The 22,568-nt window shown below is 40.5% G+C and carries 11 protein-coding genes and 1 pseudogene; 11 read left to right on the top strand and 1 reads right to left on the bottom strand.

What is annotated here, in order from left to right:
* Positions 1-221: 221 nt before the first annotated feature.
* Positions 222-608: pseudogene (locus tag KQP79_RS18870) on the top strand (sulfatase-like hydrolase/transferase); the annotation flags it as partial.
* A gap of 198 nt (positions 609-806) precedes the next feature.
* Here KQP79_RS18870 and KQP79_RS18865 read toward each other — a convergent pair.
* Positions 807-2,621 (bottom strand): glycoside hydrolase family 2 protein, encoded by a 1,815-nt coding sequence (locus KQP79_RS18865; protein ID WP_234120805.1) that lies wholly within the window; start codon positions 2,619-2,621, stop codon positions 807-809.
* Between the two features lie 474 nt (positions 2,622-3,095).
* On the opposite strand from KQP79_RS18865, the gene KQP79_RS18860 reads away from it, so the two are divergent.
* From KQP79_RS18860 to KQP79_RS18815, 10 genes are all read left to right on the top strand, one after another.
* Positions 3,096-4,598: a DUF6377 domain-containing protein gene (locus KQP79_RS18860; RefSeq protein WP_225483903.1), complete on the top strand. Its 1,503-nt coding sequence runs from the start codon at positions 3,096-3,098 to the stop codon at positions 4,596-4,598.
* Positions 4,599-4,810: 212 nt separating this feature from the next.
* On the top strand, positions 4,811-6,886 hold the full coding sequence (locus KQP79_RS18855) for a glycosyl hydrolase 115 family protein (RefSeq protein ID WP_061447610.1): 2,076 nt from the start codon (positions 4,811-4,813) through the stop codon (positions 6,884-6,886).
* Positions 6,887-6,923: 37 nt separating this feature from the next.
* Positions 6,924-10,088: a SusC/RagA family TonB-linked outer membrane protein gene (locus tag KQP79_RS18850; RefSeq protein WP_138343493.1), complete on the top strand. Its 3,165-nt coding sequence runs from the start codon at positions 6,924-6,926 to the stop codon at positions 10,086-10,088.
* Between the two features lie 23 nt (positions 10,089-10,111).
* Positions 10,112-12,001 (top strand): RagB/SusD family nutrient uptake outer membrane protein, encoded by a 1,890-nt coding sequence (locus KQP79_RS18845; RefSeq protein WP_061447609.1) that lies wholly within the window; start codon positions 10,112-10,114, stop codon positions 11,999-12,001.
* Between the two features lie 26 nt (positions 12,002-12,027).
* A complete protein-coding gene (locus KQP79_RS18840; protein WP_128858241.1) occupies positions 12,028-14,790 on the top strand; it encodes a SusC/RagA family TonB-linked outer membrane protein in 2,763 nt (920 codons plus the stop codon).
* Between the two features lie 13 nt (positions 14,791-14,803).
* On the top strand, positions 14,804-16,588 hold the full coding sequence (locus KQP79_RS18835; RefSeq protein ID WP_061447603.1) for a RagB/SusD family nutrient uptake outer membrane protein: 1,785 nt from the start codon (positions 14,804-14,806) through the stop codon (positions 16,586-16,588).
* A gap of 26 nt (positions 16,589-16,614) precedes the next feature.
* The gene (locus KQP79_RS18830; protein WP_004322406.1) at positions 16,615-17,535 is read left to right on the top strand and encodes a DUF1735 domain-containing protein; all 921 of its coding nucleotides are present in this window, start codon (positions 16,615-16,617) and stop codon (positions 17,533-17,535) included.
* Positions 17,536-17,574: 39 nt separating this feature from the next.
* The gene (locus KQP79_RS18825) at positions 17,575-18,747 is read left to right on the top strand and encodes a glycoside hydrolase family 76 protein (protein WP_061447602.1); all 1,173 of its coding nucleotides are present in this window, start codon (positions 17,575-17,577) and stop codon (positions 18,745-18,747) included.
* Positions 18,748-18,784: 37 nt separating this feature from the next.
* Positions 18,785-20,842 carry an alpha-glucuronidase family glycosyl hydrolase gene (locus tag KQP79_RS18820; RefSeq protein ID WP_061447601.1) on the top strand — a complete coding sequence of 686 codons (2,058 nt, stop codon included), beginning with the start codon at positions 18,785-18,787 and terminating at the stop codon, positions 20,840-20,842.
* Between the two features lie 150 nt (positions 20,843-20,992).
* The gene (locus KQP79_RS18815) at positions 20,993-22,558 is read left to right on the top strand and encodes a sulfatase (RefSeq protein WP_061447600.1); all 1,566 of its coding nucleotides are present in this window, start codon (positions 20,993-20,995) and stop codon (positions 22,556-22,558) included.
* Positions 22,559-22,568: the final 10 nt, after the last annotated feature.

Below are 22,568 nucleotides of genomic sequence, written 5' to 3'. Positions count from 1 at the left end.
CATGAATCTGAAAAGACTAAAAGCCGGATGGGATGAAAAATATTTGTCACAACTTTTACAGGAAAATAATTTTTAATGCGTCTGCCCTGCTGGAGTGAAAGGACTTGGCTACTGGAGTGGAACGATTGAGATGTCAGTCAGATAATCCGGGCATGTCGGTTGGAAAACATGAAGAGATGGGTTATATCATACACAAACTATAGCTTTAATACATTCAATATATGAATAAACTAATCACAATCTCCTCTGTACTTCTTACAGCTGCTGCTGTAAAAGCGCAAACACCTAATATCGTATTTATATTGGCGGATGATTTGGGTTATGGAGACATCTCGGCCTTTAATCCCGAATCTAAAATCCATACTCCTAACATTGACAAACTGGCCGAGCACGGGATTGCCTTTACGGATGCCCATGCTTCTTCCGCTTTATCCACTCCTTCCAGATATTCTCTTCTGACCGGAAGGTATCCGTGGCGAACCAAGCTGAAACGAGGTGGTCTTGATGGCGATTCGCCTGCAATGATTGATCCTGAACGTCGTACCATCGCGCAAATGTTTTCTGCAAATGGCTATAATACCGCTTGTATCGGTAAATGGCGAAACGGGCTATGAGGCAATATGTAGAGAATGTCCGTTCTACTCCTGATGAAAAAGTATCGAATGATACGAAGAATAGTTGGAATCAGGTAAAGAACTTCATGCAGGAAGAATAAGCATTTCTGAAAAAATAAAAAAACAGCACCCTGAATAGACGTCAGAGGTGCTGTTTTAGTTTCAACAAGGAAAAGAGTATTATTCTATTTATTATTTATTCAGAGAGTTACAGATCTGTTGGTTGATTTCTCTGACTTTAGCTTCATTCATCTTGATAACTTTACGGTCATAAGTCATCAGACCGTTGATTTCACCTTCTACGTCTGTTGTCTGGGTATATACGGCAGCAGAGAATCCTTTCTGGATCAATTCCAACAGATGTTTGCCATATTTAATGTATTCGTTCGTTACTTCGTCCGATGTATTGAACTTCACATAACCCCAGTTTTTTTTGTCATTCACCCAAGTGTTTCCTTCTACTACCAAGCCGATACCTCCATATTCACCCAATACGGTAGCACGTCTCGGATCGTAAAGGAACATGTTCGGGCCCGGATAGTGGTGAAGGTCGAGAATATCGCCACAAGTATAGTGATTACCACCACTGGCAGGATTCACCAGACGGCTAGGATCGTATTCTTTCGTCCATGCTACGATTTCCGGAGTCTTGAATTGTCCCCATGCTTCATTGAAAGGAACCCATACGGCGATACTCGGATAAGAATACAGACAGTCGATGATTTCTTTCCACTCTTTGCGGTAGTTAGCTTCGGAAGCGGCAGAACGAATCACTTCTCTGCCGTTAAAGTAGTTGCGTGCCTGCCACTGTGGGCTAGGACCACCGTTCGGCATATCCTGCCATACGATCAATCCTAATTGGTCGCAATGAGTGTACCAGCGTGCAGGTTCTACTTTGACGTGCTTACGTACCATGTTGTAGCCGAAGTCTTTCGTCTTCTTCAAGTCATAAACCAATGCTTCGTCTGTCGGTGCGGTATATAAACCGTCAGGCCACCATCCCTGGTCGAGCGGACCGAACTGGAAATAGTCTTTGTTGTTCAATTGCAGGCGAGTGATGCCATTCTGACCCTTGCGGATAGAAAATTTGCGCATAGCCGTATAACTCTTTACCTGGTCTATTGCTTTTCCGTCTTTATACAGAGTCACTTCCATATTGTAGAGGAAAGGAGAGTCCGGAGACCACAGTTTAGCATTAGCAGGCATTGCCAGTTCAACAGGTACTCCGTTCAACGCTGCGCCTTTGGCTACAAGGTTTTTGCCATCGAATACTTTTACTTCCACTTTGTCTGCGGAGGTCGTATTGGCAGCAACTTCTACCTTAACAGAATTGTTGTCAATATCGGGAGTCGTTTTCAGATTAGTGATGTATTGTGTTGCTACCGGTTCCAACCACACTGTTTGCCGGATACCTGTAACCGGAGTGTACCAAATGCCATGAGGGTTTGCTATTTGCTTTCCTCTGGGTTGTTCGCCACGATCTGAAGGGTCCCATACTTTTACTACCAGGTCATTATTTCCTTTATTAAGTACAGAAGTAATATCGAAATAGAAAGGAGTAAATCCGCCTGTGTGTTCGCCTACTTTTACATCATTCACCCAAACTTCTGCTTTCCAGTCTACTGCTCCGAAATGCAACAGGATTTGTTTACCACGCCAGGCAGAAGGAACGTCGAAAGTACGTTGGTACCACAGTTCTTCTTTCTCGTTTATCATTTTGCCTACGCCTGATAAAGACGATTCTACGGCAAAAGGAACAAGAATATCACCTTGGTAAGTGGCAGGTGCAGGAGTACCTTTGGGAGTGATTGCATATTTCCAAAGCCCGTTCAGGTTTTTCCAGTCGTTGCGCTCCATGATAGGACGCGGATATTCCGGCAATACGTTTTTAGGGTCAAGCTGTTCTCCCCACGATGTCTTGATTTTGTCACCGGCAGGTTTCCATTGAGCAAAAGTCGAACTGCATAAAGCCAATGCAAGCAGCATTGTTAGAAAATTCTTTTTCATGTTCATGGTATAAAAATATAGTTAGTTATTAGATATAAATTCCATTAAAAGGATATTGCAAAGAAAGGGGAATTAAAAGAGAATAAAGGAAATTTGCCGTTCAAAAAACAGCAAATTCTCTTCTTTTTGATCAAATAATGAGTTTTTTCGCTAATAAAACGGACTATTGACTAATTTTTATTCTTTATTGGACCGTTAGTTTCATGCGATATTGGAAATTATGTACATCTTTGTAATGCCAATATCGGGTAACGAAAATATAATAACTTCAAAAGTTTTCTTTATGTGAAATTTTATATATTTTTGCAATAACGATTGTGGTAGCTTATCTATATTTATCTGATATTTATGCAGGAACATAAACAAAAATATATTTGGGGCTTTTGGATAATATCCTTTGTTATTACTTCTATATTTTACATGGGTTGTTCAGGTGAAGAACCATTCGGAAATAAAGAGGAAATAGCTGGGCAAATGTCGCTTGCTCTACAACAGAAGGATATGTATTGCCAAAAGAAACTGGATCGTATCGATTCTATTCGAAACTTCTTGAATGTGAATGAAAAAAGGAGGACGGACGAAGAAAAGTTTCAGATCAATGCAAACTTGTATAATGAATTTAAACTTTATTCTTTCGATTCTGCCTTTCATTATGCCACACAGTTGTGCAAGATAGCCAGTAGCATAGATAGTGCTGCATATATGGTAAATGCTAAAACCAAGCTGGGATATATTTTAGCACGCGGAGGTTTCTTTAAAGAGGCTATAGATTCACTTTCTTCCATCCGGATTGAGAAAGAGACATTACCTGCTCAAGTGTTGGCGGACTATTATATTAGCTTTGGGCGTGTTTATCATGATTTGGCGGATTATGCAAAAGACGATGTGTTTTCATCCAAGTATAACCAAATAGGAAATGAACTCTTGACGGAAAGTCTGTCTTATCTTTCTGATTCGTCAACAATCTATTATGTGAGAGGAAAAATAGCCCTTAAAGACGATAAGTTAGCTGAGTCCAAACAACTTTATAGGCAGGCTTTAGAATTATGCGATATGACTGACACGGAAACACTTTCCGTACTCCTGTCGACATTGGCATTTATCGATCGTAGGTTGGAACTGAACGATGAGGCTATCTATTACTATGTGAAGGCGGCTGTGAATGATATCCGCAGTGCCACCAAAGAGTCGGTCTCTATGAGAGGATTGGCAACGATGCTGTATTATCATAAAAATGATGTAAACCGTGCATCTGAATATATAAATGAGGCATTTGAAGATGCAACTTTTTATGGAACCCGTCACAGGATTAATGTCATCGGAACTTTATTACCTGTATTTGTCGGAGAGAAACTCGATATAGAGCAGGTTAAGCGGCAGACTTTTCAGGATAGTCTTATCTTGACTTCTATTTTTGCGATTATATTAATAGTGGCCATCATTTATATTCTAGTACAGATGAAGCACTTGCGTCGTTCCCGTCAATTGTTGGAAAAGCTGAACTTGAAATTGTCGGAAGCAAACCGTATTAAGAATTCGTATATAGGACACTATCTGGATGCTACTTTTAAATTAGTTAATCAGCTTGATAATTTTGTATTGGTAGGGCAGCAAAAGTTGGAGAATAAGCAGTATGATTCTCTTTCTTCGATGATTCATAATTTAAATTCGGATTTTAACAGGAAAAGCGCTTTTGCTGATTTTGATAGGACATTCTTGTCCTTATTTCCAACATTTGTCGAAAATTTCAATTCATTGCTTCAACCGAATGATAAATTTGCATTGGAGAATAAAGATGCGTTAAATTCTACCTTACGTATTTTTGCCTTGATCCGGTTGGGAATTACAGAGTCTGAACAAATATCAGAAATCCTGGGATATTCCGTGAACACCGTTTATAATTATAGAGTTCGCACTCGAAATAAAGCTGTGGATCCTGCTAATTTTGAAAAAAATATCAGAAAAATAGGTCTGTAGTTGTTATATAAGTACGTATAAACCCCTATATTTTCACCTGTTTTTGATTTTGTAATCATTTGATTATTAGTTGATTAGTTTTCTAATTTCCCTATATTTTTGTTATATGGCGGATATATCCCCTCTTTTTCCGGTTGGTAATTCTTAATTTTGCCTATGCTTCGATTAACAAAGAGTATAAACGACTTAAATCAAAAAGAACCGTGAAAAGTATGAAGAACTACAACCGATTATTTTTATTGAATCTAATTGCTTTATTTTTTCTTTCCACTTCGTCTCTGGCAATAAATTCCATTTCTTCTTTAAAATTGGAGAAAGGTAATTTTCGGATTTTGTTATCCGGGCATGAAGTAGAACCTGTAAAGCTGGCGGCAGAAACCTTATCTAAAGACTTTGAGAAGGTAATGCATTACAAACCTGTAATCTCACAAACGATTGATGAGGCAAATAGTATTGATATTGTTATCATTAACGAAGAGACGGGCGGTTCTTTGCTTCAGCCTCGATTCATTCGTCCTTTGGATGGTTTCGAATCTCATAGGGTATATTGTAGTCCCGATGAGAAGCGTATTTATCTTCATGGAAAAGATATGCGTGGTGCTATATATGCTATTTATACTTTTAGTGAATTATTTCTTGAAGTGCCCCCGTTGTGGTATTTTTCTTCTTGGGAACCGCAGTATAAGAAACAGGTGGAGATACAATCGGACTTTGACTATTTTCAGAAGTCACCACAAGTCAGGTATCGTGCTTGGTTCCCTAATGATACCGATTTGTTCAGTCCCTGGAGACGCTTGTCGAAAGAGAACAACGAATTGTGGCTGGAGACTATGTTGCGGTTGAAGCTTAATACTGTCGAATTGGAAGCTACGGTTACATATCCGGATTATAAACTGAATGGTCAGGCTGCTTTATTACGTAAATACGGACTGGTACTTACTTCTCATCATCACGTAGCCTGCAACAATAATCTGAAAAACTGGGAAGGATACTGGCGACGAGTGCGCGGCATGAAAGCACCGGAGTTACTTTTATCGAATGAAAAAGCTCTTGTTGAGTTTTGGCAATATAGCATAGAAACGGTGTGTCGTGATAAACAGGAAAATCTGTGGCAGATTGCTTTTCGTGGTGTAAACGACCAGCCTTTTTGGGCTGCTTTTGCCGATGCTCCGGCGGGTGATAAGGAACGTGCAGAGGTGATTAACCGTATGATCCGCATACAATTGGCTATGATAAAAAAAGCAACAGGAGAGAATGATCCTTTTGTACGAATGACTTTCTACGATGAACTTTCTGACTTGTTGGCTAAAGGCTATTTACAACCTCCGACAGGTAAGAATATGCTTTGGACTTTTGTTGCCGGACGGAGAGATCACTATCCTTACGATGATTTGGTTACATTCGATACGACAAAGCAAGTGAAACTGGGGTATTATATGAATCTCCAATTTACTTCGACCGGTGCTCATCTGGCTCCTGCAGAAGGTCCATGGAAGATGGAAGCGAACTATCGTTATGTGAATACACGTGGTCCGCTGACTTTCTCGGTGGTTAATGCTGGCAACTTAAGAGAATTTGTCATGGAAATGTCGGCCAACGCTCGTATGATGTGGGATATGAAGGCGTATAATACAAATTCTTTCCTGATTGATTTCTGTACCCAATATTTTGGAAAGGAGCATGCTACTGAAGCTGCCAAGCTTTATCATGATTATTACTATGCCTATTGGCAACAGAAACCGTCAGAGTTTCCGGGATTGGAACGTCAGTTTATCTTTCAGGATTTACGCTACTCTCGTGTTTTTGAACAGATCGGAAAACGCTTTGATGACTTTTCTCCGAATCCTTTGTATGAGATCGGATTTGAACGGGTGCCCGGTCGTTCGTTCCGCATTGACGGAAATAATCAGGTTGATTCATTGATTGCGGGAATGAAAAAGACAGCTGTGCGTTTCGAGGAGGTTTCACGACATTGTGAAGATTTTCTCAAATCTTTGCCAAAACAAAATCAACGGTTCTTCAGAGATAACTTGGCTGCTCCTTGCCATTATATGGCAGCATTGAGTCATTCATTATATCATTTTGTATCTGCTTATAAAGAAAAGGATCGCAGTAAACGGACTGAACATCTGGAAGTCGCTATCCAAGAATTGGAAGAGGCACGTGATGCCCTGTATGAAACGCAGGAAGGAGTATTTTCCACTTGGTATATAGGTGATTCCATGAATGGTAAATTTAATATTCCACAACAACTCAAATTGTTAAATAAACTGCACAAAGAATTTTAGTAACAATTTATATTAATTACCTAATTGAATCTAATTTATGAGAAATTTAGACTTTAGCACGAAGGTATTTCGTCTGCTGATGCTGGTTCTCCTACTCTTTTCGGTACAGATAAGCCGTGCTGATGAAGGGTGGCCGAGAACTCTCAAAGGGCGAATTGTTGACGCGAAAAGTGGAGAAACCCTTATTGGGGTAAATATCCAGATCTTGGGAACTACCACAGGTACAATTTCAGATTTTGACGGAGGATTTCAATTGGTGGTCAAAGCCAATTCCGTTATCCAGTTTTCGTATGTGGGATATAAACCCATTGAAATCAAAGCTGAAGAAGCGGTAAAGAAAACTGTTTTCCAAATGGAAGAGGATGCTGGTGTACTTGAAGAAGTGGTGGTAGTGGGGTATGGTACCCAAAAAAAGGTGACTAGCGTAGGCTCTATCACACAAGCTGATGGAAATAAGTTATTAAGAGGAGGTAGTGTCAATTCAGTAACCGAAGCATTACAAGGGAAATTGAACGGTGTAGTAGCTATTAATTCCGGTGGTATGCCGGGAGGAAATGATGTTTCTATGTATATCCGTGGTAAGAGTACATGGGGAAATACAGATCCGCTTGTATTGCTCGATGGTATTCAGAGTGATATTAAGGATGTGGATATGAATGAGATCGAATCTATCTCTGTATTGAAAGATGCTTCGGCAACTGCTGTATATGGTGTACGGGGAGGTAATGGTGTCATTTTGATTACTACTAAGCGTGGTACAAATAAAGCACCTACTATCAGTTTTTCGGCAAATTATACGTATAAGTCACCGACTACCAGTATGGAACTTGCTGATTATGTTACGTCCATGCGGGCTTATAACCAAGCTATGGCTAATGATGGGAGCTGGAACAAGTTGATTCCCAGGTCTACACTTGATGCATGGGAACGTGCTTATGCCGAAGGAAATTATGGTGCGTACAATGATGTATTCCCTTATGTAAACTGGTGGGATGAGTTGGTCGGGGCAGGTTTTACCCAGAATTATAATGTTAATATTCGTGGTGGTACGGATTATATGAAGTATTTTGCTTCGGTTGGTTACCAGGGTGACGGTGATATTTATAAGTTAAAGAAAAATGACTCATTTGATCCCCGACATAGTTATAAACGTTACAACTGGCGGTCGAATTTTGATTTCAATATAACGAAATCCACAAAACTTTCTATTAATGTGGCTGGTAAGATGGCTTATCGTAATAAAGCACTTGATGACAGTAATCCGTTCTATGCTATATTGACGAGTCCGACGAGTGTTTATCCTGTGAAATATTCTGATGGGGAATGGGGAGATGATACTTACACCAATCCGGTAGCTAATATGAATATGGAAGGTGCTAATCTGCGTAAAACATTTCAAGGGTGGTATGATGCTTCTCTTGAACAGAAGCTTAATTTTATTACTAAAGGGTTGAAAGTAAATGCCAAGGTTTCTTATTCTTCATCATCTACTACTTCTACAGCCACTTATCTGGGTACGGAAGCAGCAAGTCAGGCGTTTAAATATATTATTCGTTATTCACGTACATACGACTATGCTAACCCGATTATTGGTGAAGATGGACAGTTAACTTATCCGATGTTGGAAAGCAAGCGTCTTCCTTATGAAACATCTGTGTCTAATCCGGCTTTTGTTAAATATTACGATCAGTTGGATGCTTATAGCCGTCGGTTTTATTACGAATTCTCTATTGCTTACAACCGTTCGTTCGGGGATCATAATGTAAGTGCACTTGCATTGGTGAATCGTCAGATCTTTGACTCAAAAGATGGTGGCGATATTCGTTTCCCGAACTATAATGAGGATTGGGTTGGACGAGCTACCTATAACTGGCGCGAACGTTATCTGGCGGAGATGAACATTTCATATACAGGTTCGGAGAAGTTCGCACGTGGACATCGGTTCGGTTTGTTCCCTTCTTTCTCATTAGGATGGCGGTTATCTGAAGAATCGTTTATCAAGAAACATTTGGGAGACGTACTTACAAATGCCAAAATTCGTTACTCGTGGGGAAAAGTAGGATCGGATGCCGGAGCAAGTCGTTGGAACTATATTCAATCGTTTACCTCCGGAGACCATCTGACTTTGGGCACTGATGCTACCGGACATAATTGGGGACCGCTTTATACAGAAGGTTCTATCGCTAATCTGGGCTCTACTTGGGAAAAATCAACCAAACAAAATTTAGGTATCGAAATTGGTCTGTGGAATAAATTGTCATTAACGCTTGACTTGTTTGACGAAAAGCGTAGGGATATCTTAATGACACCCAATACCACATCTTCTATTGCGGGAGCTACTTTTAATTCGTTGAATATTGGAAAAACGAAGAATCATGGTATCGAACTGGAGTTGCGTTGGGATGATAAGATTGGTAAGGATTTTCATTATTATGCCAATTTTACAATGGCGTCAAGCGAGAATCGTATTGTATTCCAGGATGATCCGTATAAATCTCCAGACCATTTGAAAAAGGCGGGAAAGCCGATCGGGCATCAAGCACGGTATTTGGCAATAGGTAACTATGGTTCTATTGACGATGTATTTAATTATGCTCAAAGCGGCACTATCAATTCCATATCACCGAATCAGGTGATTCCTGGTGACTTGGTATATATCGATTTTGATGCTAACGGTATTCTGAACGGTCAGGATAAGGTGGCGGTCGATCAGTTGAATTATCCGCTTCATACCTATGGTCTTGATTTGGGATTTAATTGGAGAGGGTTGAGTTTCAGTGCTATGATATATGCTCCTACAGGTGTATGGAAATTGGTGGATACAGTTTATGCATCTTCGTTTAAAGGCGGAAGAGTAAATGCACAACTTGGAGCGTTAAATACCTGGTCGCCTGAAACGGCTAGTTCAAGTGGTATTCAGAGACCTTCTTTACATTTAAAGGATGATGGTGGATTTAACGGTACTGAAAGCACTTGGCGCTACCGGAACTTTTCATATCTACGTCTAAAGAATGTGGAGGTTAGTTATCAGTTACCTAAGCGTTGTCTAACTCCAATGCGTATTTCTAGTTTACAGGTTTACGTTACAGGTAATAACTTGCTGACTTTTTGGGGAGGTGACAATCGCATAGATCCGGAAGGTAATCAGACAGGTTATCCAATTCTGCGTTCGGTAACATCGGGAATTAGACTTTCATTCTAATCTTAATAAAAATAATGATCATAATGAAAAATAAATGTACATATATACTTGTCGGTCTCATGCTTTTCCTGACTGGATGTGAAGATTTTCTGGATAAGCGTGAAGATGCAGGCGGACTTGATGAAACTGCTATTTATGCCAGTTATGAGTCTATACGTGGCTTTTTGGATAAAGTATACAGTAAACTGGACACTTATAACTGTATGGTGAGCCGTGATGCAGGAAGTTACGGTCGTACGTATGTCGGCGCAATGGCTGATGAGATGGGAGTAGTATATAATAATACGGTTTTTAATAAGTTCTTTTCAGGAGCATGGTTGCTGACAGGGAAGAGCGAGAATGTTACCGAGATAGGTAATGGAAGCTTAACTCCGATTGGCAGGGCTTATCCGGCTTTGCGTATAGTGAACCGTGTTATTGAGAATATAGATAAAGTTCCACTGACGGAAGAACAGCGGAATGAAATATTGGGACAGGCTTATTTCTATCGTGCCTGGTTCTATTTTCAAGTTATCAAACGTTATGGGGGAATGCCGATTATTGATCGTGTATTTGCCGGTGGAGACGATGATTTGCCTCGTGTAACTTATCATGAGAGTTCGGAATGGATGGTTAGTGATATAGATAAAGCGATTGCAATGCTGCCTGATACTTGGGAAGCTATGCATTATGGACGTCCTACTAAATTGGCTGCCTTAGCTTTCAAAGAAATGGCACTTCTGTATGACGCGAGTCCGTTAATGCAAAATGACCTGGATGCCGTAGTGGTGAAAGAATATGATAAAGAACGGGCTAAGAAAGCGGCACAAGCAGCTTGGGCAGCTATCAGTTATATGAAAAAAAATGAATCGCTTACAGGAGTCCGGTTGGCGACAAAAGAGGAATATACGAATACTTTCTGGTTTCCCGATACGGAACTCAAGAGGGCGGAACATATATGGATGTGCCGTAATATACAGGGTACGACTAATCGCTCTATGTGTATTCGTGCATTTTGGCTGTATGGAGATATGACCGGGCAGACTGGGGCGGAATCTATGGCTATGTCATGTCCTACCTTGAACGCAGCTAACATGTACGAGCGTCAGGGCGAGGATGGTATCTATTATCCGATTGACGATCCGAGATCTGGTTACCAGTTTGATCCCGAACATGCTTTTGTCCGCCGTGATCCTCGTTTTTATAATAATATCCTGATTCCGGGTGATGAATGGGGGACGTATAAGGATGGAGCTCCTCATTATATCCGTTTGTGGGTAGGTTGTTCTGCTTATAATCAGTATTTGACGAATTCTAATACGAATGCTCGTGAATTGTCTGGTTTTATGTGTCGCAAATTCTTATGGCCGGAAGCAAACCAGAAACATACAGGAAGTACGAGTGGGGCGGTTACTTATATAGGTAAAATAGCACAAACGGTATTTATCAGAGTTTCGCAACTTTATCTGGATTTCGCCGAAGCCTCTTTTGAAGCTACGGGAAGTGCCACGGCTAAAGTGGAAGGATGTGATATGTCTGCTGTAGAAGCGCTGAATTTAATTCGTAAACGTATCGGGGTTACAAATTTGCCTTCTGATATTGTGAATGATCCAGTTAAGTTCCGTGAAGCTTATCGCCGTGAGCGTGGTGTGGAGCTGATGTTCGAGCATCATCGCTGGTGGGATTTGCGTCGTTGGATGATTATGCATGAGGTGTTTAAAGCGCCGTTCCCACTCAAAGGGGTACGCTTCCATCCGGTAGGAAGTTATGGAGATAAGGCAGGTAACTATACTCGTCCGGCTAGCTTTATGTATGAAGAATTTGAAATGACTAAAGAGGTACGTAACTTTTCTAATATGCGTAATTACTGGTATCCGCTTCCTCAACATGACGTTGATGCTCTTCGCAATCTGAAACAGAATCCAGGTTGGTAATGAAAAACACTTAATAGTTGATGTTAATGAAAAACAAATATCATATATTCTTTACTGGTATGCTGTCCATTGCTTTTTTCATGGGAGCTACCGTAGACACGAAAGCTCAAGATTCGATAGCAGTCGTTAGTCGTGTCAATATTGAACACCTGAAAGCAATGCCCGACTTGCAACTCTCCAATACATTGCAAGGGCAAGCGGCAGGTTTGATTGTTATTCCTAATACGGGAGGTATCGGTTATGCCAACTCGACATTTTATGTTCGGGGACAACATAGTAACGGAACTAATAAGGCTATCGTAATTATAGATGGCATTGAACGTCCGATAGATGATATATTGCCTGAAGAGATTGAATCTATTGAGGTATTGAAAGACGCATCTGCCAAGATTCTTTATGGTGCGCAGGCTACGAATGGCGTTATCTTAGTGCGTACTAAACGTGGTCAGGCTGGTAAACGGGTGATTCGTTTTGGTGCCGAATACGGGGTACAACCTGTGACTCGCTTACCCGAATATCTTGATTCTTATAATTATGCGACACTCTTTAATGAGGCTTGTGTCAATGACGGCTTGCTTCCTTTGTATTCCGACGCTGATCTTCAAGGGTATCGTAATTCTACCGGGGTGAATGATTTACTTCATCCCAATGTTGATTATTATAAGGAATTTTTGCGCAGCTCAAGTACGTTCCGTAAAGCGACACTGGAATTGAGTGGAGGTAATGCAAGAGCTAAATATGCCGTTACGGTAGGTTATACAGGAAGTTCCGGTTTGGAAAAAGTAGGCGATCGGTCTGACTTGAATCGGGTGAACGCCCGTGGTAATCTGGATATACGTATTACCGATTTCCTTTCGGCTTCGGCAGATGTGGCTGCCCGTGTGGAAAAAAAGGACTGGGGAGCTAAAGATGGTGGCGGGATGTTTAGTGAAATATCGACACTCCGTCCTAATGAATATCCTTTTATGATTTCGGCTGAGGATATACATGGTCATAATGGTATAGCGGCAGATGAAACGTCGTTGTTATTTGGAGCCAGTTCACGTAAGTCAAGCAATCTTTATTCGGATATGCTCTATGGCGGTAATACGTCGGAACGTTATGTCAATAGCCAGACTAACCTCGGTCTTAATTTTGATTTGAATGAGTTTGTGGAAGGACTGGCTGCGGAAGCGTATATTACTTTTGATAATTATAGTTATCTGCGTCAACAATTACGGAATGATTATCCCACTTATTCTATTGATCGTTACCTGAATGCTGCTGGAGATGAGGAAATACGTTTTACAGAACGTAAGAAACTGAATTTGCCAAAGAAACAGTCTATTGCGTCTAACAGCACTTATCGCTATTTCGGATGGAATGCGCGTGTAAAATATAATCGTTCGTTTGGATTGCATGATATGGGAGCAAATGCTGCTTTTCGCTATACGGCAGAGGAAGCTACGGGTAGTTCACAAGATTTGAAAGAAGGTAATTTCACTTTCCGTGCCAATTATGCGTATAACAAACGGTATATGCTTGAAGCTACATTGGCGGCAATGGGGTCTAACAGATTTCAGGGAGATAATAAGTATTTCTTCGCTCATTCGGTAGGAGGTGCATGGATAATATCTAATGAATCTTTTTTAAAGGATATGAAGGCTGTAAATCTTTTGAAAATGAAGGTGAGCTACGGTCATTTAGGATATGCAGGGGATACTGACTTTTTTCTCCATAGAACAAATTGGAGACAAGGGGATAAGGAGGAATTCAAACCTAGTACGGGGGCCAATACAACCGATTTGATTCGTTTAGGTAATCCTGACTTGAAATGGGAGTATTCTAATGAACTGAATATCGGTATTGAAGGTCGTTTCCTGAATAATCGTCTGTCTGGTGAGGTTAATTACTTCCGTGAGTTACGTAAGAATATAATTGGTATCAACTCTGCTAAATATGCAACGATAGGAGGAAATTTCATTCCTTCTGAAAACATAGGTGAGGTATTGAATCAAGGTATTGATGCCTGTGTAAACTGGAATGACAAAGTAGGTGAAGATTTTACGTACAATCTTGGGCTTAATATTACTTTTACTAAAAATAAACTTCGTAAAACGAATGAACTAAGTAATATCGAAGACTATCGAAAGAGTATTGGACAACCTACCAGTGCCATTTTTGGCTGGCAGTCACAAGGTTTATTCGGAAAAGATGTGGCTATTGCCGGGCATCCCTTTCAGAGTTTTGGGAACTATCAGGTAGGAGATATTGCTTATGCTGACTTGAATAATGACGGAATGGTGGATAATAATGACCAGACACGTATCGGACAGAGTTTCCCGAAGACTACGTTGGGAGTGGATGTAACTTTAAACTACAAGGGATTCGGACTCTATATATTGGGTACGGCAACAACCGGAGTCACTCAAATGTTGACTAGCACTTATTACTGGAACAAAGGACTTGATGGTTATTCCGTGCTTGCTGAGGACCGTTATCATCCGGTAAATAATCCTACTGGTACGCAGCCCCGCCTGACTACCACTTCGGGAGTGAATAATTATCGCAACTCTACGTTTTGGACAAAGAACGGTTCATTTTTCCGTCTCAAGAATGTTGAATTGAGCTATACCTTGAATAATAATTCGAAAAAAGGCATAGGCAAGAATTATAAATTCTTTGTGAGGGGAGCTAATTTGTTTGTATTGTCGGGTATTAAGGAACTTGATCCGGAACAGATGCTTGCCGGTATCAGCAATTATCCTGTGTACCGCACGATTACAGGTGGAGTATCTATTAACTTCTAAAGTTGATGCAATTATGAAAGTATTGAAATATATATTTAGTATGATGCTATTGGGTGGCATCATCAGTGCTTGTGCCGACCTTGACACTAAGCTTACAAACGAATGGTCGGAAAGTGATACATGGAGAGATGCGGATATGGCGCAAGGTGTTTTGTTATCTGTTTATCAGGATGTCATGATTGCGCCCGATGCTTGGGACGGCAATTTTCTGGATGCTGCTACAGATAATGCACTGACCCGGAATTATGACTCTAAGGTGTATCGTGCCAGTCAGGGGGCATTTAGTCGTTCTACTAATCCTCTTGGCAATTGGAGCAGTTGCTATGATCAGCTTCAACGGATTCATTTGTTCTTGGATAAAGGGCTGACAGATAACGTGAGTTATGATGTAGCAAATGCAAATAACGACAAAAGAACCAAGCGTCGTCTTCAAGGTGAGGCACTTTTTCTGCGGGCATGGTGTAGTTTTCAGTTATTACAAATGTATGGAGGAAAAACCGATGATGGAGAAGTGCTGGGATATCCGATTGTGACCCAGTATATTACTCCGGAAGAATCTGCCCATCCTGAAAATTTTAAACGTGATACTTATGAGGATTGTGTAAAGCAGATATGCGATGACTGTGAAACAGCTATGTCTCTGTTACCATTAACCTATTCGGGAGGGGATGCTATCTTGGGCGATATATCTTTTGGTAGAGCGTCCGGATTGGCTGCTGCTGCATTGAAAGCGCGTGTATTGCTGTATGCGGCGAGTCCGGCTTATCAATCTGACCGCGTCGTAAAATTGAATGGTATGGGGGATTATACGATTATCGATCAGGTTGCCTATAAAGCAAAATGGGAACGTGCAGCACTCTATGCGTATGAGGTGCTCCAGATGCAAGGGATGGCTACTTATGCTGCGTTGATACCCAATGAATTGTATGACGGCGGTGATGCACAATCTGCAGAATTTCTTTTTAGAACATTCGTAGGTCGCAGTCATGATATTGAAACAAGGCATTATCCTCCTTACTATTATGGGAATGCACAAACTATTCCATCCCAAAATCTGGCTGCTTCATTTCCTGCTAAAAATGGTTTCCCGATAGATGATCCTCGTTCTTTATACGATAAGGATAATCCTTATGATTGCGAACGCGATAACCGTTTTTTAGTGAATCTGTATTACCAAGGACGTCAGTTTGGAGCTAATGCATCTTATATTGACGTAACACCCGGAGGTAAAGATTCCGGCTATTTGGATGTGAAGGCCAGTCGTTCGGGATATTATCTGGCAAAGTTTATCAATGCGGATGTAGCTAATTTCCTGAAACCGTTGGAAGAGCAAGATTCACGTCATTATTATCCGATGTTGCGTAAAGGAGAGGTTTGGTTGAACTTTGCTGAGGCTTCCAATGAAGTGTGGGGGCCGAAGGTAGCAGGCCCCGGATGCTCCATGTCTGCGTATGATGTCATTCGTGTGATTCGTGAGAAATCGGGAGGGATTACGAATACGACCTATCTTGATGAAATGGCTGGTACACCGGAGAGTTTTCGGAAACTGATTCAGAATGAACGCCGGATCGAGTTTGCTTTCGAGAACCAACGTTTCTGGGACTTACGTCGTTGGTTGCTGCCACTAAATGAATCAATTTTAGGTATGGAGGTTACTCGTAAAGAGGATAGTAGCGAAAATTTTGAAGTAAAATTGGTGGAGGAACGGCCGCTCAATGATATCCGCTATTACTATCTTCCTTTGCCGTATGATGAATTACAGAAGAATCCGAATCTGAAAAATAATAAAGGTTGGTAATAATCTAATTAAAAGAAAATAAACACATGAAATTAGTAAAGTTTTTATTCGTATCGTTCGTTGTGCTGGTTAGCTTTACCTCATGTTATGATGAGTATACTAACGATTATGAAACTCCCAATATGGGTTTTGCTGTGGCTAACCCCTTGCGTACAGTGATTGCTGATAGAGATATGCCTATATATATAGGCGTATCTATCGGTGGTAAACGTGAAGTGGATATGTCGGATTGGGCAAAATTTGAGATTGATCCGTCATTGGTAGAAGAGACTGGCAAAGTATTGCTTCCAAGTAATTACTATACATTATCTGACCAGGAATATTTTCGTGTACGTAAGTCTAATCTTCCGGTTGCTGATGTCCGTATAGATTTTACGGAGGCATTTTATAACGATCCGCTTTGTCTGGAAGCGCACTATGTATTGCCATTTCGTATGACAGAAAACTCTTTGGGAGCTTTACGCGAGGGAGCTGAAACAACTGTTGCTGTTATTAAATACATTAGCACTTACGCCGGAACTTATTATCGGATGGGAAAGGTGACAGAGGTGGATGCTTCAGGGATTGCCATAGGACAACCGGTAAGTTATGGTGATACGTATGATATCATCAACTGTAGTACCGTTGCTTTTAATAGCAAGGCTCCGCGCATTGTGGTTTGTCCTGGTGTTGGTAATGAAAAAGAGGGGGTTGGTAGTGTAACGCTCTCAATGGATGCGGACAAGAATGTGTCAGTAACTGGTGTGGATGGAAAGGCGGCTATCAGCAATGCTTCAGGAAGTTATAAAATAGAAGGAGACTATGAATATGTTGCTGATGTCACTAAACGCGCTCCTCAATTTGATTTGGAGTATACTTATGAGAAAGCGGGCAAATATTATCATGTAGTAGAAAAATTGGTTCTACGTCAGGATCCGCTTTATGATTTGCGCGTTGAGACATGGTGATGAGTAATAGATATGATTGAAACATAATATTAAGCAAAGATGAAAAAAAATGTATTTCTCGTGCTATGCATTTCTTTTATTTGTTTTGGCTGTAGTGCAGAAGCGGAATGGGAAAAATTAAAAGTAAAAGAAGTAGTGAAGACGGATCCTGTTATTGATTGGTCGGCTACTGCTGATAGTTGTACCTATGTTCTTATTGAGCAGTTTATGAATAAAGAAAAAGGAACTTTCTGGAAATCACCGAAAGATGTGAGTGGAGGCTCGTATAATATTTATTGGCAACAGGCACATGCGATGGATGTCGTTATATATTCTTATGAGCGTATAAAGGATAAGAATCCGGCATTGGCTGCCACATACAAGAATTATTTCAAATTATGGTTTGATAATAAGGCGAATAATTATCATCATAGTGACAGTGATGAAACTGGATTTTTGAATCCTTTTACGGATGATATGTGTTGGATTTGCCTTACGTTGATACATTTGTCGGAAGCTACCGGTGATGCTGTTTATATAAATATGGCAAAAAATATTTATGATACACATATTATAACCCGGGCATGGACAGATGCTAAAGGAACCGGATTGCCTTGGAAAAGCGATGATAAGAGCCGAAATGCTTGTACAAACTCTCCTGGTTGTTTAGTTGCTGCCAAGCTGTATAGGAAGTTTGGAGGAGAAAATTATCTCGAAGATGCGAAAATGTTATATAAATATATTGTGGGTAGTTTACTGAAAAGTGACGGAAGAGTGGAAGAGCCTCCTTTGACATATACACAGGGGACTTTTGGAGAGGCATGCCGACAATTATATCATATTACGCAGGAACGGGAATATATGAGAAAGGCTGAATTGGTAATAAACTATACAATGACTAGTGATCGTTGTTTGCAAAACTGGATTTTGCGGGATGAAGGAACAAATATGGATGGAAGTATTTTTAAAGCGGTATTTGTGCCTTATGCTGTAAATTTGGCTTTGGATGATGATACTTCTGATTTTGTGAAAAAGCGTATTAAAACTTTTTTGTTGGACAATGCCGAAGCATTGTGGAAAAATATGGATAGAAGAAAATATCCTGCTATGTATTGCAATTATTATTGGGGTAGTATGTTTCCTTCCAATGAAATTGCATCCATGGGGGCACAGGCAAGTGGTAGCTCTTTAATGGAAGGAGTTGCCCGAATGATGGTGACTCCGGAAAAATAAAGTTATCTTTGTAGCCCAATATAATTAAATCGAGCTTATGAATCATCGGTTCCGTTGTTCTTGCATTATCTTGTTCATTTTTTATTCTTGTATTAGTCATCTTTATGGGCAGGTGCAGGCAGTATCTACCGTTGATACAGGATATGAACTTTGGTTGAATTACAAATCCGGCTCCAATTCCCGATTGAAGCAAGCTGCTATTCGGTATGCCAGTCAGGTTCGTTTGGCGGGAAGCCAGTATGATGAAGTAATAAGAGAGGAATTGGAGCGTGCTTTAAAAGCATTGCTGGAAATTACACCAGGTTTTGTTCGTGGTGAAGAGGCTGGAATTCAGATGAGTTTCTGTACAGATAAAAGGCTGGGTAAGGAAGGATATATCATCCGTAGTGGTAAAAAGAGGATAACACTTCAAGCCTATTCCGATGCAGGGTTTCTTTATGGCACGTTCCATCTGATTCGATTGATTCAATGTGGTGAACCACTTGTACAACTGAATATAAGAGAGATACCTGCATTGGAATTTCGACAACTTAATCATTGGGATGATTTAAATGGAAATATAGAGCGGGGATATGCTGGTAAGTCGTTATGGAAATGGGAGGAGTTGCCGGAGAAAGTCGATAGTAGATATACTGACTATGCCCGTACTAATGCATCTATAGGCATAAATGGAGTCGTGTTGAATAACGTTAATGCCGATCCTCGTATTTTGCGCAGGGACTATTTGAAGAAAGTAGCTGCCTTGGCAGATGTTTTTCGTAAATACCATATACGGGTTTATCTTACAGCTAATTTTGCAGCACCTTTAAAACCGTCGGCAACTCCGGATGTGATGAAGCAATGGGGAGGGATAGGTGACCTTGATACAGCTGATCCGCGAGATCCTCATGTACAAGCGTGGTGGAAAGCGAAAGTTGATGAGATATATGAGCTGATTCCTGATTTTGGCGGATTTTTAGTAAAGGCCAATTCGGAAGGTATGCCCGGTCCTCAAGACTATCATTGTACTCATGCAGAAGGAGCAAATTTGTTGGCCCGTGCTTTAAAACCTCATGGAGGCATTGTGATGTGGCGCACTTTTGTTTATAATCCAGAGATTGATAAAGATCGTATCAAACGTTCTTATAAAGAGTTTCTTCCGCTTGATGGAAAGTTTGATGACAATGTGGTCTTACAGACGAAAAACGGGGCACTTGATTTCCAACCGAGTGAACCTGCCCAACCTTTATTTGGGAGTATGAAATATACTTCTTTGATGCCGGAACTCCAGATTACTCAAGAATATACAGGGCATTCTACATATCTGGTTTATTTATTGCCTATGTGGAGGGAGTTCTTGGATTTTGATACCTATAGTGAAGGAAGAGGAAGTACAGTGAAGAGTATTATTACAGGTAGGACTGCTTCTTATCCCTTTCGTGCAATTGCAGGTGTGGCAAATACTGGAGATTTACAGAATTGGACAGGACACCACTTTGCGCAAGCCAACTGGTTTGCTTTTGGGCGTTTAGCATGGAATCCCGATGAAGAAACAGAAAAAATAACTTCTGAATGGATAAAGTCTACCTGGAATTGTGACGAACAAACTCTAAAGGTTATTGAACAAATGATGATGCCGACTTGGGATCGCTTTGTTCGTAGTCATTCGCCTTATAGCCTTGGATTAACTACTCTGGTAAAATGTCATTATAAAGCAGGATTCGGAATACGTGCCAATAAAGAGTGGAAAATTAGTAAAGAAAGTATTGGTAATGATCGTACTGTCAATGGGTCTGATTATGTATCTCAATATTGGAGGCCTAATCGTTCAATCTTTAATGATATAAATCTGTGCCCTGAACTGTATTTGCTCTGTTTTCATAATGTATCGTGGGAGCATAGAATGAAATCCGGTTTGACTCTTCGTGAAGAATTAACCGCTAATTTAAAACTGGGAATAGAACAAGCTGATAAAAATATCCGGCTTTGGAAATCAATTCGTCATAAGATTGATTCCCGGAGATTTGCAGAGGTAATGGAAAGTCTTTTGAAAGAACGGAGAGATGCTGAAACATATTACAATGTTGCTATTCATTTTTTTGATCTTTATAAGTAAAATCTGTATTGGATGAGTTTTGATGTGAAAATGGTTATTTTTTGTTCTTTATTGAATGGCTATTTTCGTAACTTATTGGAAAGATTGCCGAACTTTGGGTGTGAGTAATTCATACACTTCTTGTTACTAAACTTATTACGATATTATGTTATGAATAGAAAAGTTTTATTCTCAATCTCTGCTGTTTCTGGTATGATAAATATCATCCCAATGTCGGCACAAACACCCAAACCCAATGTTGTTATCATCATGACTGACCAACAGCGAGCTGATTTGTGTGGTCGCGAAGGTTTTCCGATGGCTGTCACTCCTTTTGTCGATTCACTGGCATTGAGTAATGTCTGGTTTGATAAGGCGTATACGGTAGCTCCTGCTAGTATGCCTGCGCGTTGTTCCATGTTTACAGGACGTTATCCGACTGCTACGCATGTCCGTACGAACCACAACACTCCCGATATGTATTATAAGAAAGATATGCTCGAAGTGTTTAAAGAACAAGGATATAAGACGGCATTACTGGGAAAGAACCATGCGCATGTGAAAGGGAAAGATTTTGATTATTGTGAGGAATATTTTCATTGGGGAAAGAATCAGCGTGATACGCAGGAAGATAAGGACTTTGCATTTTTTCTGAATAATAAAGCGAGAGGTCAATATTTGGAAGCCACCCCTTTCCCGGCAGAAGCGCAGAATCCGGTGAAAATGGTTACCAAAGCTTTGGCTTGGGCGGAGCAGCAAAAAGATTCCGCATTCTTTATGTGGGTTTCAATGCCTGAACCGCATAATCCATATCAGATATCAGAGCCTTATTTCTCAATGTTTTCTCCAGAAAAGATACCGGCAACTTTGACTAGCCGGAACGATTTATCTAAAAAAGGAAATAAGTATGAGATTTTGGCGGAATTGGAAGATACAGCCTGCCCGAACCTGGCAAAAGATCTTCCTCGTTTGCGTGGAAATTATTTAGGAATGCTTCGTCTGATTGATGACCAGACCAAACGTCTGATTGAAGGATTCAAAGCAGCCGGGCTTTATGAAAATACTATTTTTGTAATCCTGTCAGACCATGGGGATTATTGTGGGGAGTATGGCTTGATTCGTAAAGGTGCAGGAGTGCCTGAATGTTTGACCCGTATTCCGATGATTTGGGCAGGATATAACATTCATCCGCAAAAATCTCCTATGGATGCACATGTTTCTATTGCTGATGTATTTCCTACTATTTGTACAGCAATTGGTGCAGATATACCTCTTGGAGTGCAAGGACGCAGTTTATGGCCGATGTTGACGGGTAAATCGTACCCCAAGAAAGAATTTTCGAGTGTAATTGTACAACAGGGATTCGGTGGTGAAGATTTCACCCGGGATGAACCGTTGACATTTGCTAAAGAGGGGGCTTTGCAACCCAATAAAATAGCTCACTTTGACGAACTGAATACCTGGACACAAAGCGGAACTGAACGTATGGTTCGCAAAGATGACTGGAAACTAGTACTCGACAATTATGGTCGTGGTGAACTGTATAACTTGAAAGCCGATCCTTCCGAGATTAATAATCTTTATAATAAAAAGAAATATGCCTCCAAACAAATGGAATTGCTGGAAGAATTGATGACTTGGGAACTGCGTGTACAAGACCCATTGCCGGTGCCAAGAAATCGTTATCATTTTAAGCGGAATCCATATAACTATCATTTTGAAGATAAAAAGAAATAGAACTGAATAA

Origin of the sequence: Bacteroides sp. DH3716P, from assembly GCF_025914115.1 — a bacterium.
Classification (GTDB): Bacteria; Bacteroidota; Bacteroidia; order Bacteroidales; family Bacteroidaceae; genus Bacteroides; species Bacteroides ovatus.
This window is presented reverse-complemented; position numbering and strand designations above follow the sequence as displayed.